Annotated in this window: 8 protein-coding genes and 3 pseudogenes; 5 read left to right on the top strand and 6 right to left on the bottom strand. The window is 70.9% G+C overall.

The genetic code is table 11. The annotated features are described in order from the left end of the window. Positions 1–241 precede the first annotated feature (241 nt). Positions 242–5,554 carry a pullulanase-type alpha-1,6-glucosidase gene (pulA, locus tag OH735_RS10055; protein WP_406381036.1) on the top strand — a complete coding sequence of 1,771 codons (5,313 nt, stop codon included), beginning with the start codon at positions 242–244 and terminating at the stop codon, positions 5,552–5,554. Positions 5,555–5,648: 94 nt separating this feature from the next. Next, positions 5,649–5,849, top strand: coding sequence for a hypothetical protein (locus tag OH735_RS10050; protein ID WP_406381035.1), 201 nt, complete (start codon positions 5,649–5,651; stop codon positions 5,847–5,849). Positions 5,850–5,862: 13 nt separating this feature from the next. Here OH735_RS10050 and OH735_RS10045 read toward each other — a convergent pair. The 3 genes and pseudogenes from OH735_RS10045 to OH735_RS10035 all read right to left on the bottom strand — a co-directional run. After that, positions 5,863–6,156: pseudogene (locus OH735_RS10045) on the bottom strand (TetR family transcriptional regulator); the annotation flags it as partial. 121 nt (positions 6,157–6,277) lie between these two features. Beyond that, the gene (locus tag OH735_RS10040; RefSeq protein ID WP_406381034.1) at positions 6,278–8,143 is read right to left on the bottom strand and encodes a hypothetical protein; all 1,866 of its coding nucleotides are present in this window, start codon (positions 8,141–8,143) and stop codon (positions 6,278–6,280) included. A 330-nt stretch (positions 8,144–8,473) separates the two neighbouring features. Beyond that, positions 8,474–9,019 carry a carboxymuconolactone decarboxylase family protein gene (locus OH735_RS10035; RefSeq protein WP_406381033.1) on the bottom strand — a complete coding sequence of 182 codons (546 nt, stop codon included), beginning with the start codon at positions 9,017–9,019 and terminating at the stop codon, positions 8,474–8,476. An 83-nt stretch (positions 9,020–9,102) separates the two neighbouring features. Here OH735_RS10035 and OH735_RS10030 point away from each other — a divergent pair, with 83 nt between their 5' ends. Continuing rightward, entirely contained in the window at positions 9,103–9,594 is a 492-nt protein-coding gene (locus OH735_RS10030; protein ID WP_406381032.1) for a MarR family winged helix-turn-helix transcriptional regulator, read from the top strand. 82 nt (positions 9,595–9,676) lie between these two features. Then, positions 9,677–9,850, top strand: a pseudogene (locus tag OH735_RS10025) (alpha-L-fucosidase); the annotation flags it as partial. A 173-nt stretch (positions 9,851–10,023) separates the two neighbouring features. Here the strand turns inward: OH735_RS10025 and OH735_RS10020 are convergent. After that, the gene (locus OH735_RS10020) at positions 10,024–10,671 is read right to left on the bottom strand and encodes a LuxR C-terminal-related transcriptional regulator (protein ID WP_384454024.1); all 648 of its coding nucleotides are present in this window, start codon (positions 10,669–10,671) and stop codon (positions 10,024–10,026) included. Continuing rightward, a complete protein-coding gene (locus OH735_RS10015; protein ID WP_406381031.1) occupies positions 10,656–11,924 on the bottom strand; it encodes a sensor histidine kinase in 1,269 nt (422 codons plus the stop codon). The genes OH735_RS10020 and OH735_RS10015 overlap by 16 nt, the downstream gene beginning before the upstream one ends. Positions 11,925–12,189: 265 nt before the next feature. Here OH735_RS10015 and OH735_RS10010 point away from each other — a divergent pair, with 265 nt between their 5' ends. Continuing rightward, complete coding sequence (locus tag OH735_RS10010) at positions 12,190–14,346, top strand: MMPL family transporter (RefSeq protein ID WP_406381030.1); 2,157 nt, start codon at positions 12,190–12,192, stop codon at positions 14,344–14,346. Between the two features lie 71 nt (positions 14,347–14,417). Here OH735_RS10010 and OH735_RS10005 read toward each other — a convergent pair. Next, positions 14,418–15,025, bottom strand: a pseudogene (locus OH735_RS10005) (winged helix-turn-helix domain-containing protein). Between the last annotated feature and the right edge of the window lie 390 nt (positions 15,026–15,415).

Raw genomic sequence — 15,415 nt, 5'->3', positions numbered from 1 at the left:
AACGTCCCCTGGCGCGCCGCCGCCGCGTGGGTGTCCCGCCCTTTGGCGTGCGGCGACCGGGGTCGGGGGCGTACCAGGGCGATCCCCGCAGGACGTCGCAGTGACAGGACGCCTTGCCTGCGGTGTCGGACGAGTCTGCGACGTCCGAGGAGACGCCCTGGTACGCCCCCGACCCCACCCCGCCACCCAACCAGTCTGCCCGCCCCGAGAACCACACCCCGCACACAAGGAGACCCCGCCCGTGTCCCGTTCCATCCTCAGACGGGGAGCCGTCGCCGCACTCTGCGCGGCGCTCCTCCCCGTCGTTCCGGCGGCATCCGCGTCCGCCGCGCCGAGACCGCCGGCCCCGCCCTCGGACGCCCGGCTGGCCGCCGAACCCGCACGCCACGACCTGACGCGTGAACAGTTCTACTTCGTCATGCCCGACCGGTTCGCCAACGGCGACACCTCCAACGACCTCGGCGGACTCACCGGTTCACGCCTGGAGACCGGCTACGACCCCACGGACAAGGGCTTCTACCAGGGCGGCGACCTCAAGGGCCTGACCCGGCGGCTCAACTACATCAAGGGCCTCGGCACCACCGCCATCTGGCTCGCCCCGATCTTCAAGAACCGCCCCGTCCAGGGCACCGGCAAGGACGCATCGGCCGGCTACCACGGCTACTGGATCACCGACTTCACCCAGGTCGACCCGCACTTCGGCAGCAACGCCGACCTGTCCGAGCTGATCGACAAGGCCCACGACAAGGGCATGAAGGTCTTCTTCGACGTCATCACCAACCACACCGCGGACACCGTCGACTACGCCGAGAAGCAGTACGGCTACCGCCCCAAGGGCGCCTACCCGTACCTCGACAGGGACGGCCGCCCGTTCGACGACAGCAAGGGCCTGGCGAAGGTCGACGCGGACTCGTTCCCGTACACCCCGAAGAACACCGGCAACAAGGTTCCCGCCTGGCTCAACGACCCGACGATGTACCACAACCGCGGCGACTCGACCTACGCCGGCGAGTCCACCACGTACGGCGACTTCTCCGGGCTCGACGACCTGTGGACCGAGAGGCCCGAGGTCGTCTCCGGCATGGAGAAGATCTACGAGAAGTGGGTCCGGGACTTCGACATCGACGGTTTCCGGATCGACACCGTCAAACACGTCGACCTGGACTTCTGGACCCAGTGGGCGACAGCGCTGGACACCTACGCGGCCAGGCACGGGCGCAAGGACTTCTTCATGTTCGGCGAGGTCTACTCCGCCGACACCGCCGTCACCTCGCCCTACGTCACCCGGGGCCGGCTCGACGCGACGCTCGACTTCCCCTTCCAGGAAGCGGCACGGCAGTACGCCTCGCAGGGCACCCCGGCCGCGAAACTCGCGGCGGTGTTCGCCGACGACTACCGCTACACCACCGACAAGGCCAACGCCTACGAGCAGGTCACCTTTCTCGGCAACCACGACATGGGACGCATCGGGTCGTTCATCAAGCAGGACAACCCGAAGGCCGATGGCGCGGAACTCGTCCAACGTGTCCGGCTCGCCAACGAGTTGATGTTCCTCAGCCGGGGCAATCCGGTCGTCTACTACGGTGACGAACAGGGCTTCACCGGCTCGGGCGGCGACAAGGACGCGCGCCAGACCATGTTCGCGTCCAGGACCGCCGACTACCTCGACGACGACGAACTGGGCACCGACCGCACCCACGCCTCGGACGCGTACGACACGAGCCACCCCCTGTACCGGAACATCGCCGCGCTCTCCGAGCTCACCCGGAAGAACCCGGCCCTGCGCGACGGCGTCCAGACCGAGCGGTACGCCGAAGGGTCCGTGTACGCCTTCTCCCGTACGGACCCGAAGAAGCCGACCGAGTACGTCGTCGCCACCAACAACGGCACCGGACCGAGGACCGTCGAGCTGCCCACCGCGAGCGCCGGCATGAACTTCCTTGCGCTGTACGGTGGTTCCACTGACGTCCGTAGTGGGGCCGACAAGAAGATCAACGTCACCGTGCCCGCCCTCTCCACCGTCGTGCTGCGCGCCGAAAGGCCCCTGGACGCCCCCGCCGCCAAGCCCTCGATCACCCTGAAGGCGCCCGCCGCCGGAGCCATCGGCACCGTCGAGATCGCCGCGGACGTCGATGGCGGACCGCTCGACCGCGTCGTGTTCGCCGCCCAGGCCGGCAACGGGAAGTGGGTCAAGCTCGGTTCCGCCGACCACGCCCCGTACAAGGTCACCCAGCACCTGGACGGCAAGGTGCCCGCCGGAACACCCCTGCGGTACAAGGCGGTTGTCGTCGACCGCACCGGACGTACCGCGAGTGCCCTCGCCTCGTCCACCGCGGGGCAGGCACCCGCCGCCGAGAAGCCCGTAGCCGTCGAGCGCGACTACGCCGTCGTCCACTACAAGCGTGCCGACGGCGATTACGACGGCTGGCAGCTCAAATCCGGTGACGCGACAGCCGGCTTCACCGGACGGGACGCCTACGGCGCCTTCGCCTGGATCAAGCCCGCCGAAGGCGCCGCCGCCGTCCCGTACACCGTCGAGAAGGACGGCGCCGTCGACGGCCCGCAGCGCACCGTGGAGCTCGGGAAGACCGGGCAGGTCTGGATCGAGCAGGGCAAGGACTACCAGGCCGAAGCGGCCCCCGACGGCGTCTACCCACCGCAGGACACCACCAAGGCCGTCCTGCACTACTACCGGGCCGACGGCGACTACGACGGCTGGGGGCTGCACACCTGGGCCGGCGCCAAGGACCCCACCGACTGGGCCAAGCCGCTCCAGCCGGTGAAGAAGGACGCCTCCGGTCTCACCTTCGAGGTCCCGCTCACCGACGGCGCGACGGCACTCAGCTACATCCTGCACCGCGGCGACGAGAAGGACCTGCCCAGCGACCAGTCGCTCGACATCGCGACCTACGGGCACGAGGTCTGGATGCTCGGCTCCACGCCCGGCTACCTGCTGCCGCAGACCGGCGGCGTCCCCGCCCCCGACCTCACCAAGGCCGAGGCGCAGTGGATCGACGCCGACACCGTCGTATGGAAGGTGAAGGCCACCGCGGCCACCAGCCAGCAACTCGTCCACGCATCGAGCGGCGGCATCTCCGTCGTCGACGGAGCACTCTCCGACGAGGGGCAGTGGCTGCGGCTCACACCGTCCGCGCTGAGCGACGCGCAGAAGGCGAAGTACCCCCACCTCAAGGACTACCCGGCGTTCACCGTCGACGCCCGGGACCGGGACCGGGTGCGCGAGGCGCTGCGCGGCCAGCTGATCGCCACCCAGCGCGCCGCCAACGGCGCGCTGCTCGCCGCCACCGGCGTACAGAGCGCGGGGGTGCTCGACGACCTCTACGGAAAGAACGCAGCCACCGCCTCCCTCGGCCCGGTCTTCGACCACGGCCGCCCCACCCTGTCCGTCTGGGCGCCCACCGCCCGTACCGTCGCCCTCGAACTCGACGGCAGGACCGTCCCCATGCGCCGCGACGACCGCACGGGCGTCTGGTCGGTCACCGGACCGAAGAGCTGGCACGGCAAGCCCTACCGGTACGCCGTGAACGTCTGGGCGCCCACCGTCCGGAAGATGGTCACCAACAAGGTCACGGACCCGTACTCCACCGCCCTGACCACCGACTCCGCCCGCAGCCTCGTCGTCGACCTCGACGACCCGAAGCTGGCGCCGCCCGGCTGGTCCGGCCTGCGCAAGCCCGCCGCCGAACCGCTGCGTGACGCGCAGATCCAGGAGCTGCACATTCGCGACTTCTCGATCGCGGACCGCACCTCGAAACACCCCGGCGAATACCTCGCCTTCACCGACACCCGCTCCGACGGGATGAAACACCTCAAGCAGCTCGCGGACTCCGGCACCAGCTACGTCCACCTGCTGCCCGCCTTCGACATCGGCACCATTCCCGAGAAGAAGTCGGCCCGGCAGAAGCCGGCCTGCGATCTGTCCGTGTACGCCCCCGACTCCGAGGAGCAGCAGGACTGCGTCGCGAAGACCGCCGCCAAGGACGGCTTCAACTGGGGCTACGACCCGCTGCACTACACCGTCCCGGAAGGTTCGTACGCCTCCGACCCGAACGGCACCCGGCGCACCATCGAGTTCCGGCAGATGGTGCAGGGGCTGAACGGCGCCGGACTGCGGACCGTCATGGACGTCGTCTACAACCACACCGTCGCCTCCGGCCAGGACGACAAGTCCGTGCTCGACCGGATCGTGCCCGGCTACTACCAGCGACTGCTGGACGACGGCACCGTCGCCACCTCCACCTGCTGTGCCAACACCGCGCCCGAGAACACCATGATGGGCAAGCTCGTCGTGGACTCGGTCGTCACCTGGGCCAAGGAGTACAAGGTCGACGGCTTCCGCTTCGACCTGATGGGCCACCACCCCAAGGCCAACATCCTCGCCGTCCGCAAGGCCCTGGACGGGCTGACCCCGGCGAAGGACGGCGTCGACGGGAAGAAGATCATCCTGTACGGGGAGGGCTGGAACTTCGGCGAGATCGCCGACGACGCCCGCTTCGTCCAGGCCACCCAGAAGAACATGGCCGGCACCGGCATCGCCACCTTCTCCGACCGGGCCCGCGACGCCGTCCGCGGCGGCGGCCCGTTCGACGAGGACCCCGGTGTCCAGGGATTCGCCAGCGGCCTCTACACCGACCCCAACTCCTCGACCGCCAACGGCACCCCGGCTGAACAGAAGGCCCGGCTGCTCCACTACCAGGACCTGATCAAGGTCGGCCTCACCGGCAACCTGGCCGACTACACCTTCACCGACTCCTCCGGCCGCACGGTCGAGGGCTCCGGCGTCGACTACAACGGCGCCCCCGCCGGGTACGCCGCGGCCCCCGGTGACGCCCTCGCCTACGCGGACGCCCACGACAACGAGTCGCTGTACGACGCGCTCGCCTTCAAGCTCCCGGCGCGCACCTCGGCGGCGGACCGGGCCCGCATGCAGGTCCTGGCGATGGCGACGGCCACCCTCTCGCAGGGCCCCTCGCTCTCCCAGGCCGGCAGCGACCTGCTGCGCTCCAAGTCCCTGGACCGCAACTCCTACGACAGCGGCGACTGGTTCAACGCGCTGCACTGGGACTGCCGCGACGGCAACGGCTTCGGCCGCGGACTCCCGCCGGCCGCCGACAACCGGTCCAAGTGGTCCTACGCGAAGCCGCTGTTGGCCGACGCCGCGCTCAGCCCCGGCTGCGCCGAGATCGACGGCGCCGCCGCCGCGTACCGGGACCTGCTCACCATCCGGTCCACGGAGAAGGACTTCGACCTCGCCACCACCGGGCAGGTGCAGTCCGCCCTGTCCTTCCCGCTCTCCGGGAAGGACGAGACACCGGGGGTGATCACCATGCGGCTCGGAAAGCTGGTGGTCGTCCTCAACGCGACCCCCGCCGCCACAACCCAGCAGATCGCCCAACTGGCGGGGAAGCGGTACGCCCTGCATCCCGTTCAGGCTGCGGGCGCGGATCTCGCCGTCAAGAAGGCGACGTACGAGAGGAGCTCGGGAAGCTTCACCGTTCCGGGACGCACGGTGGCGGTGTTTACCCTGAACTGAGTGCCGACAGGGCTACGTCGAGAGACAGCAAGCCGCCGGGGGTGCCGCAGTAAGGCACCCCCGGCGGACCCGCTTCCGCCGCGTCGAGGAATTCGTGGCGGGGGACGCGGCCACCGGCGACGCGATCCTGCACATATCGATCGCCCTGCTGCCCGGCCGCAGCGAAGAGGTCGAGGGACAACTGTCCTCATCCGTACTTGAGTTGCTGACAGCACACCTCAAGCCGGCCGCCCAGGTCACCGTCCACGTGTCGGCGGAGACCCGCGATCTGGACCCGCCCTACCGCAAGCGCTGATCCGTACCGCCGCTCACGGCAGCCGCTGTTCCACAACGGCCGGAACAGCGGGCACCAGTGCGGAGAGCCGACTCACCAGCTCCCCGAACGGCCCGTCCGCCGGCTCCTGCGCGAGGACCCGCAGCGCGATGCCCGCCATTTCCTTGTTATACGCGGCACTCACCGCGGTCAGCGCCGCGAAGTCGTGCACCAGCTGCGTCTCCAGCTCCTCGCGCTCAATCCGCCGCCCGTCCAGCCAGATCAGCGCCGTCGACTCGGCCAGCGAGACCCACGACCGCACGACCAACTCCAGCCGCGCCGGTAGGTCCTGCGCGACGACGGTCACCCGGTCGCCCTTTGCACCCAGCTTCTCGACCTCGTCGAGGAACGGCATCGAGGCCCGCGAACGTCCGCCGTACAGCAGTTCCCAGCCCCCAGGACGCCGGGCGTCAGCGGAGGGCGCCCGCTCGACTGCCGTCCGTCAGCGTCCCGTTCAGCCGTGCCCGGTCGCCCGCCCTGGCCGGTACGGCGAGGAGACGGCTCTCGGACCGGCCCTCCACCCCGCCCGACGTGGTCAGCGAGGCGAACTGCTCGCTGCCCGCCGCCAGTACGTACCAGCGTCCGCCGTGCGACTTCCACAGCACCCCGGCCAGTACCCGCGGGTCGCGCATCCCGCAGGCCGGGGAGTCCTCGGCCCGGGCCGCGACCGCCCCGGGCGGGCCGCCGGTCGCCACGGACGGCGCCGACGGGGCCTGGAACTGGGCGAGGACCCGGCTGCCGGCGCCCCGCCAGGTCTCCGCCCGGGTGCAGAGCCAGTGCGCCGAGCCGTTGTCCTCGGGCAGCGGCTGCTCGGCGTACTGCCAGGAGTTCACCGACCGCACGCCGTGTGAACGGACCGCGGGCAGCAGGCAGGCGGTCCGCGCCCAACTGTCCCGCTCCGCCCGCCCGGAGACGTCGTGCGGCGTGGCCGGCGGGCCCGAAGTCAGCCGGGCAGGGGTCAGCTCGCCGAGGTCGATCATCAGCCGGGCAGCCTTGCCGTCGTGCAGCTCGATCGCGTCCCAGGATCGGCAACTTTGTTCCGTCGCCGGGCTGTTCAGTGCGGCGGTCACCCCGTCGGCGGTGCGGTGCAGCGGCCGTGGGGCGCCGCCCGGGGCGAGCAGATCCCGTATGGACACGGCACGCACCCAGGGCGCGGTGAGGTAGCGGACCCGGCCGCCCGTGCGGCCCACGACCAGGGCACCGGACGAGGCCCTGTCGGCACTGTCGACCCGGGCGAAGTCGAGCGCCACGCCCCGGTCCGGTGCGGCCTCCCGGGGCTCCGCGTACCGCACGACGCGCAGCCCGTCGTAGAACAGCACCACCGTCGCCCGGTCCACCCCGCCCGCGTACAGCAGTTGCGGCGCGCCCATCGGCGGCCCGGCCGGCGTCCCGGGCGTCGCCGACAGGCGCACCGAGCCGTCCGGGTGTGCCCACGCGGTGAGCGCGCGGCGCAGCAGCCGGAGGTCCCCGGCGCGGTCGCCGCGGGTGGGCCAGGAGGTGAAGTCGGTACGGGGCGAGCGTCGCCAGAACGCCGTCGGAACGCGGCTCAACCCGCCAGGATCCAGGGCCTGTTCGACGGTGGCGTTGTGGGTGTACGGCACCACGGCCGGAGCTCCCCGCCCCCAGCCGTGGCCCGGCAGCCCCAGTAGTGCCCCGCACACCAGCAGCGCCGCGACGGCTGCCACCGCCGCCTTCGCGTACCGGCGGCGGCGCAGCAGATCCGGCGGCCGGGCCTGGAGCGAACAGGGATCGAACTCCGGTGATCCGAGGAGCTCGTAGGGCGCCGACACGCCCTCTGCCGCCGCGAGCGCCGCATGCGGATCCGCCACCCCGGCAGCGGCGAGCACCTGCCGCACCTCCGCATCGGTCAGCCGCTCCAGACCGCGCAGGACGTATGCGGCGCGCCCGGGCCCGGAGAGCGCCGACAGGGTCTGCTCCAGAGCGAGTTCCTGCGCTCCGCCGGAGTGCGGAAACAGCCGCAGCCCCCACACCAGCGGGAGGTGGGGCGGCAGCCGGCGAAGCCGTGGACGGTCCGTCTCCAGCGCCGCACACAGCAACCGCTCGCGGACGTACGCATATCCTGCCCGGTGCCCCGACAGCAGGGACCGCTGGGCCAGGGCGTGCGCCGCCAGAACGCGGCGGTGGCTGCCGAGGGACGGCGGCAGGACGAGATAGCCGAGGCGGACCAGGCGCGGGTAGTGCTCGACGAGCGCGGCCCCGGCCTGCTTTCCATCGGTCGGGGCGGCTGCGGAAGGTACCTCTGGCAGTGGTCGCACGTTCAGCAGAACGAGCGAATGGTGCGATGGTCACCCCGGCGCACCCGTGTCGTGCGATGCGCCGCAGTGCCATCCGTGCGCCCCTCACGCCGACTGCCACCCGCTGAACTCGACCGTGCCGCGCAGCCCGCTCCCGCCGTTCGTCGCACTCATGGCCGGGCAGGTGACAACAGGTGTTTGTGGTGCGCACGTCAATGACGGGGAGGGGTGGACATTGGGGCGTGCGTCGGTTTGCTCCGATCCATCCGTTCGGCCGCCGCGGCCGGGTGGCAGGTGTTGGCCGCGCCTTCCGTGCGGGCGCCCCTCCTGACCGAGGGGGACGGTCAAGTGTCAGGCGAAGGCGGCCATTTGGGGGTCCATCGGCGCCCCGGTCATCCGGTTGCCCAGCGTCGACATCGTGTACGCGCCGATGCCCAGGACCACTTCGAGCGCGTTGCGGGGGGTGTACCCATGGCCCAGGAACGCCTGGAGCGTCGCGTCGTCCACGGCTCCTGATCTCGCGATCACGGACAGGGTGAACTGCCGTACCGCCTCCAGTCGTTCGTCCGGAACGGCCCTTTGCTCGCGCAGGGCGCCGATCAGCTCGGGGTCCGCGCCGAGTGCGGTGAGTCTCGCGGTGTGCATCGCGACGCAGATGTGGCACTCGTTGCGGGTCGCCATCGTCAGGATCAGGACCTCGCGGGAGAGCGGGTCCAGGGTGGTCGACTCGAAGATCGCGCTGATCTTCAGGAAGCCGTCGAGCAGTTCCGGCGACGTGGCGAGCCGGGCGACGGCCGCGGGCAGATGACCCTGCTTCTTCGTCACCGCCTCCATGGTGCGGCGTGCGGCGGGAGGGGCAGTTTCGAGGGTGTGGTCGGGGAATGCGGACGCGGACATGGTGACCTCTCGTGGTGGATGCTCACGGTCTAAACTCGACAACGTGATTGACGAAAAGGTAAACGTGGTTGTCGAGTTCTGCAATGGCTGAGCCGGGAGCGAAGTCGTCCGGGAGTGCCGTGGCGGGCTTTGAGCTGCCCATGCTGTTGTTCGCCGGTTTCCGGTCGATCATCGACGAGTTGCACCGTGAGCTGGCCGAACGCGGCTACCCCGACACGCGTCCCGCGTACGGCTACGCGCTCCAGGCCATCGGTCGTGACGGCGCGACCGCCAGCGAGATCGGCCGCCGGCTCGGGGTCTCCAAGCAGGCCGCCGGGAAGACCGTCGAGAAGCTGGAGGGGCTCGGATACGTGGAGCGCGTCGACGACCCGGAGGACGGCCGGCGCAAGCTCGTACGGCTGACCGCGCGGGGCGTCGACATCCTGGTCAAGTCGGCCGAGGGTTTCGACCGGCTGCGTGCCGAGTGGGTTCGGGTTCTCGGCGCGGATCGGGTGCGCGCCATGGAGGAGGACCTGCGCATGATGGTGCCGGCGAGTGCGTTCCGGCTCGATGCGGCGGGGTGGTTCAACGGCTGAGCCGACTTCGCGTGCCTGGGCTCCGCTCCTGGACTTTACGAGCGAGCGATGGGATGTATGGCGTGCGCACCCTTCCCGTGGGCCGGCCGAGGCCGACGTCTCGATCAGGCCCGGCTGGTTCCACCACCCGGACGAAAAGCCCAAGACCCCGAGCCAGTTGATGAACCTGTACGAGAAGAGCGCCGGCCGCAACGCCTTCCTGCTGCTCAACGTCCCGCCGAACAGGGACGGCCGGATCGACGACGCCGACGTCGCGTCCTGCCCCTGGCCGCGCCGGTCACGGCCACCTCGGTACGGGTGAAGGTGCTGGAGTCACGGGCCACTTTCCACCTGGGGGCGACGACGCTGCACCTGAGCACGGCTCCGTGACCCCGTGACCCTGTGGCCGCGCGACCCGTCGGGGCCGCGTGGCCACGACGAAGTCCCGGCTCAGCCGCGGTCCAGGTAGGCGAGGACCGCGAGAACGCGGCGATTGTCGTCGTCGGACGGCGGCAGGCCGAGCTTCCCGAAGATGTTCGAGGTGTGCTTGGCCACCGCCCGCTCCGTGATCACCATCTGCGAGGCGATCGCCGCGTTCGAACGGCCCTGCGCCATCAGCTCCATGACCTCCCGCTCCCGCGGCGTCAGCCCGCCCATCGGCTTGTCCTGCGAGCGCCGCGACAGCAACTGCGAGATCACCTGCGGGTCCATCGCCGTGCCGCCCGCGGCGACCCTGCGCACCGCGTCGATGAACTGCTCGGCGTCGAAGACCCGGTCCTTGAGCAGATAGCCGATGCCGCCGTTGCCGTCCGCCAGCAGCTCGCGCGCGTACAACTGCTCCACGTGCTGCGAGAGCACGAGCACCGGAAGCCCCGGCCTGGCCTGCCGGGCCGCCAGCGCGCACTGCAGGCCCTCGTCCGTGTGGGACGGCGGCAGCCGGACGTCGACGACTGCGACGTCCGGCGCCAACTCGGCCAGCGCACGCGTCAGTTCCGGTCCCGTCTCGACGGCCGCCGCGATCTCGAAGTCGTACGCCTCCAGCAGCCGGACCAGGCCGTCACGCAGCAGGAAGAGATCTTCGGCTAGGACAACTCGCAAGGGATCTCCATGGTCACCATGGTGGGACCGCCCGCAGGACTGCTGACGGCCATGATGCCGTCGAATGTACCGAGTCGGCGTTCGATTCCGCTCAGCCCCGAGCCGGATCCGACCGCCGCACCTCCCCGGCCGTTGTCCGTGACGGAGACCCGCAGCATGGCGCCCGCGTGGTGGATGTCCACCCAGACGCGGTCGGCCCCCGAATGCTTGGCGGCGTTCGTCAGCGTCTCGCTCACCGCGAAGTACGCGGCCGACTCGACCGCCGCGTCCGCCCGCCCGCCCAGCTCCACCCGGACCTCCGACTCGAAGGGCAGCCGCAGCGCCAACGCCCGGACCGCGTCCCCGAGTCCGCGTTCGGCGAGGACCGGCGGGTGGATGCCCCGGACCAGATCGCGCAGCTCCGTGAGCGCCTCCGCCGAGGACTCGCGGGCCATGGCGAGGAGCTTCTTCGCCTGCGCCGGGTCCTTCTCGATGAGCGCCTCCACGGTGCCCAGATTCATGCCCATGGCGACCAGCCGGGCCTGCGCGCCGTCGTGCAGATCGCGCTCGATGCGCCGCAGTTCAAAGGCGGCGGTGTCCACGGCCTCGTGCCGGGTCTCGGTCAGCCGGTCGACGCGCCGGGCCAGTTCCTGCTCCTGGGTGGGGGCCAGCATCGCCCGGGTGATCAAGAAGTGCAGCCGCACCAGCCGGTCACCGACCAGCACACCGGTCGCGAGGATCGCCACGCCGAGCGCGGCGGCGGCAAGCCCCGACGCCTGGCTGTCGACCGGCACGAACCCGTACCAGTACCGGTCGTCGGTGAAGACCCGCCACAGGCCCGCCGCCAGGACGAACCCCTCCAGCGGGTAGATCATCAGCAGCGTCGCCAGGGTCGCCACGACATAGCCCGCGGTCATGTCGACCAGCAGCCAGCGGAGGTCCCGCCAGGTCGCCGGGTCCTTCAGCATCAGCGTGGTCCGCTCCACCTGACCCGTGAAGCCGGTGCGCAGATCCTTCGGGAAGGGGCGGTACGGGACCGGGATGCGTATGCCGGACCAGGTGACCGCGAGCAGCCGGCGCCGGTTGGCGTGCTTGCGGACCAGCTCCAGCACGTGGGGGGTGGTGAACAGGCCGACGCCCAGCGGGATGAAGGAGATCGAGAGCACGGCCCACACGAAAAGGGTGAGCGACCCGGCCAGGCCGGCGAGCGACAGCACGAATCCGCGCCCGGCGGCCGACAGCGCGCCCCGTATCCGTGTCCCTATCGCGTTCATCCCGGTCCCGTCCTTCCCTTGCCGGCCCCGTGGCAGGCCCGTCCGGGACAGTCTCACCCGCCGGGCGTCCCCGATGTCAGCCGGTTCGCCCCCCGGGCGGGGTGTATCCAGCACCACTCCGCCGCCCTCGCCCTATGGCTCCGCGAGTGGGGGTTTCGACGGCTGGGACGGCAGGCGCCCCGTTCCTAGATTCATCGGCGACGCACTTCCTGCGTCTCTTCCACTTCTTCCACTTCCGTCCGAACCTTCTGGGGGCGAACACGCCATGAGGCGCAACCTCGCGGCACGCATCGGTGTGTGGAGCGCACACCACCGCAAAACCGCCATTCTCGGCTGGCTGCTCTTCGTCGTGCTCGCCACGGGCATCGGCGGCGCATCCGGCCTGGTCGAGATGACCGACTCGGAGAACGCCGCGGGTGATTCGGCGCGGGCCGAGCAGATCCTCGACGACGCCGGACTGGGGCGGCCCGCCGGCGAACTGGTCATGGTCTCCGCCACGAAGGCGGGGGACTGGCGGGGCCCCGCCCGCGACCTCGCCGCGGCCATCGGGCGGACCGGCGAGGTCACGAACCTCGCGGCGCCGGTCCCCTCCGAGGACGGCAAGGACGCGCTGATCACTTTCGACCTGAAGGGCCACGCCGCGACGGCTCCGGAACGGGTGCAGCCCGTCCTCGACGCCGTGGCCGCCGCCCGGGCGGACCACCCCGACGTCACCATCCACCAGTTCGGCGAGGCCAGCGCCGGCAAGTGGCTCGGCGACCTGCTCTCCGAGGACTTCAAGAAGGCCGAGTTCACCGCCGTGCCCCTGGCCCTCGGCATTCTGCTGGTCGCCTTCGGGACCGTCGTCGCGGCGCTGCTCCCGGTCGGTCTCGCACTGACCGCGTGCATGGCCGCCTTCGGCCTGCTCTCGCTCGCCAGCCACCAGCTGCACCTGTTCCAGACCACGTACTCCGTGATGTTCCTGATGGGCTTCGCCGTCGGCGTCGACTACTGCCTCTTCTACCTGCGGCGCGAACGCGACGAGCGGGCGGCGGGACGCGATGCCGAGACGGCCCTGCGGATCGCGGCGGCGACCAGCGGCCGGGCCGTGCTCGTCTCCGGGCTCACGGTGATGGTCGCGATGGCCGGCATGTTCCTGTCCGGACTGATGCTGTTCAAGGGCTTCGCCCTCGCCACGATCACCGTGGTCTTCATCGCGATGCTGGGCTCGGTGACGGTGCTGCCCGCGCTGCTGTCCTCGCTGGGCGACCGGATCGACGCGGGACGTGTCCCCTTCCTCGGCCGGCGTGGGAGCCGGCGTGGGGGCCGGCGCGCAGGCACCGATGGCGGTACCGCCGGGACGGTGCTGAAGCCGGTCCTGGCCAGGCCGAAGATCTTCGCGGTCGCCTCGGTCGCCGTACTGCTCGCGCTGGCCGCGCCCGCCCTCGGCATGAAGACCGAACAGTTGGGCCTGGAGAAGCAGTTCGGCTCCGACTCGCAGCTCTCGGTCGCCTACCGGCAGATCGACGAAGCCTTCCCCGGCGGCCCCGCCCCGGCACAGGTCGTCGTCAAGGCCGACAACATCGAGGCACCCGCACTGCGCAAGGCGTTCGCCGGCTTCGACAAGGTGACCGTCCACCGGGCGCAGAACGTCGCGGAGATCGAGGTGCCGCTCCCCGGTGGCACGGCCGGCCTTGCCGAGCTGCGCGAGAAGCGGCTGCCCGCCGCGTTCGACGGAACGGAAGCCCAGGTGTACGTGACCGGGGAGACCGCCGGGTCCGTCGACTTCAACGACCAGCTGAAGCGCGGCATCGTCCCCGTCTTCGCCTTCATCACAGCGGTGACGTTCCTGCTGATGCTGTTCTGCTTCCGCTCGTACGTCATCGCGGTGACGTCGATCCTGCTCAACCTGCTGTCCGTGGCCGCCGCGTACGGGGTGATGGTCGCCGTCTTCCAGCACGGCTGGGGGGCCTCGCTGATCGGCTCCGAGGGCATCGGCGCGATCGAGGCGTGGATTCCGCTGTTCGTCCTGGTCGTCCTGTTCGGACTCTCCATGGACTACCACGTGTTCGTGGTCTCCCGGATCCGCGAGGCCCGCGACCGCGGCCTGTCCACCCGGGCCGCGATCGACGAGGGCATCCGGCGGACGGCGGGCGCGGTGACCGGAGCGGCCGTGATCATGGTCGCGGTGTTCGCGGTCTTCGGGACGCTGTCGATGCAGGACATGCAGCAGATGGGCGTCGGCCTCGCCGTCGCCGTGCTGCTGGACGCCACGGTCGTACGGATGGTCCTGCTGCCCTCCGTGATGGCGCTGCTGGGCGAGCGGAACTGGCGGACCCCGCGCGGACTGGGCCGACTGCCGGGCCTGGAGCACGGCGAACCGGAGCCGGAGCCGGGTACGGGGGCGGCCGGAGTCCCGGTGCGGTCCGGGACGCGGGGCTGACCGACGGGCGCGTGAGAGCGGCCCCGGTCCGGTACGCACCGGGGCCGCTCACCCGCGTACGGCAACAGCCCTCAGGGGGCGTACTTGTAGCCGACGCGCCGCACCGTCTGGATCGTCCGGCGGTGCTCGGCGCCCAGCTTGCGGCGCAGCCGGGCGACATGGACGTCCACGGTGCGTCCGTCGCCCACATGCCCGTAGCCCCAGACCGTGGTCACCAGCTGGTCGCGGGTGTGCACCCGGTGCGGGTGCGCGACGAGGTGGGCGAGCAGCTCGAACTCCAGGAAGGTGAGGTCGAGCGTGTTCCCGTCGACCGCGGCGACGCGCTGTACGGGGTCGATGTGCACCGGACCCGCGGCCGGGTCCGCCACCGGCGACGGCACCACGTACTGGGCGGCCGCGGTGACGGCCGGCTGCTGATCGGCCGGTACGAGCACCAGGTAGCCGATCATCGGCGGGCGGCCCGGCAGCGCCGGAACGGTGTGCTGGGGTGCGGGCAGCCAGGTGGCACCCGGCGGCAGGAACTCGGCCACATCGGCCAGTTGGACGAGCTCGTCGGGGTCGACGGCGCGCTGCCGGTGGCGGTTGGGGGAGAGCGGGCGGCGGAAGTGGTGGCCGCAGCGGTCGCCGGAGGCGCCGCGGTGGCAGCGGCTGCGGCGGAGAAGGTACGAGTGTTCGCCATGAGGGTCAGCTCTTTCGCGCGAAGGAGTCGTCGAGGGACGGACTTGCCGGCGCGCGGACCGAAGGCCGGGATGAGCGGCTTTAGAGGGCCTGCGCGTTCAACGCGCGGCAACACACCCGGTCGAAGTCGTGATGCTGACGGGACGGCCAGAACGGTTCGAGGTCGCTGCGACCTGTCGAGGTGTACTGGATGCCGACCATGCCCCCCATTGAACCAGAGAGCGTGACGGCGCAGCAGGGCTCTCTCAGCCGTCGATACGGACCGTTTGGAGTTACGTTCCTCACCCGTCCGGGAGGCGGGCCCGCGGGGCGGATCCGGCGCACGGCGGTGGGCACGCCCGGTGCGAGGTGCCGCACGTCGAATCCGGCCGCGTCGTATATGGGGTTCACG

This window comes from Streptomyces sp. NBC_01618, assembly GCF_045209435.1.
Taxonomy (GTDB): domain Bacteria; phylum Actinomycetota; class Actinomycetes; order Streptomycetales; family Streptomycetaceae; genus Streptomyces.
This window is presented reverse-complemented; position numbering and strand designations above follow the sequence as displayed.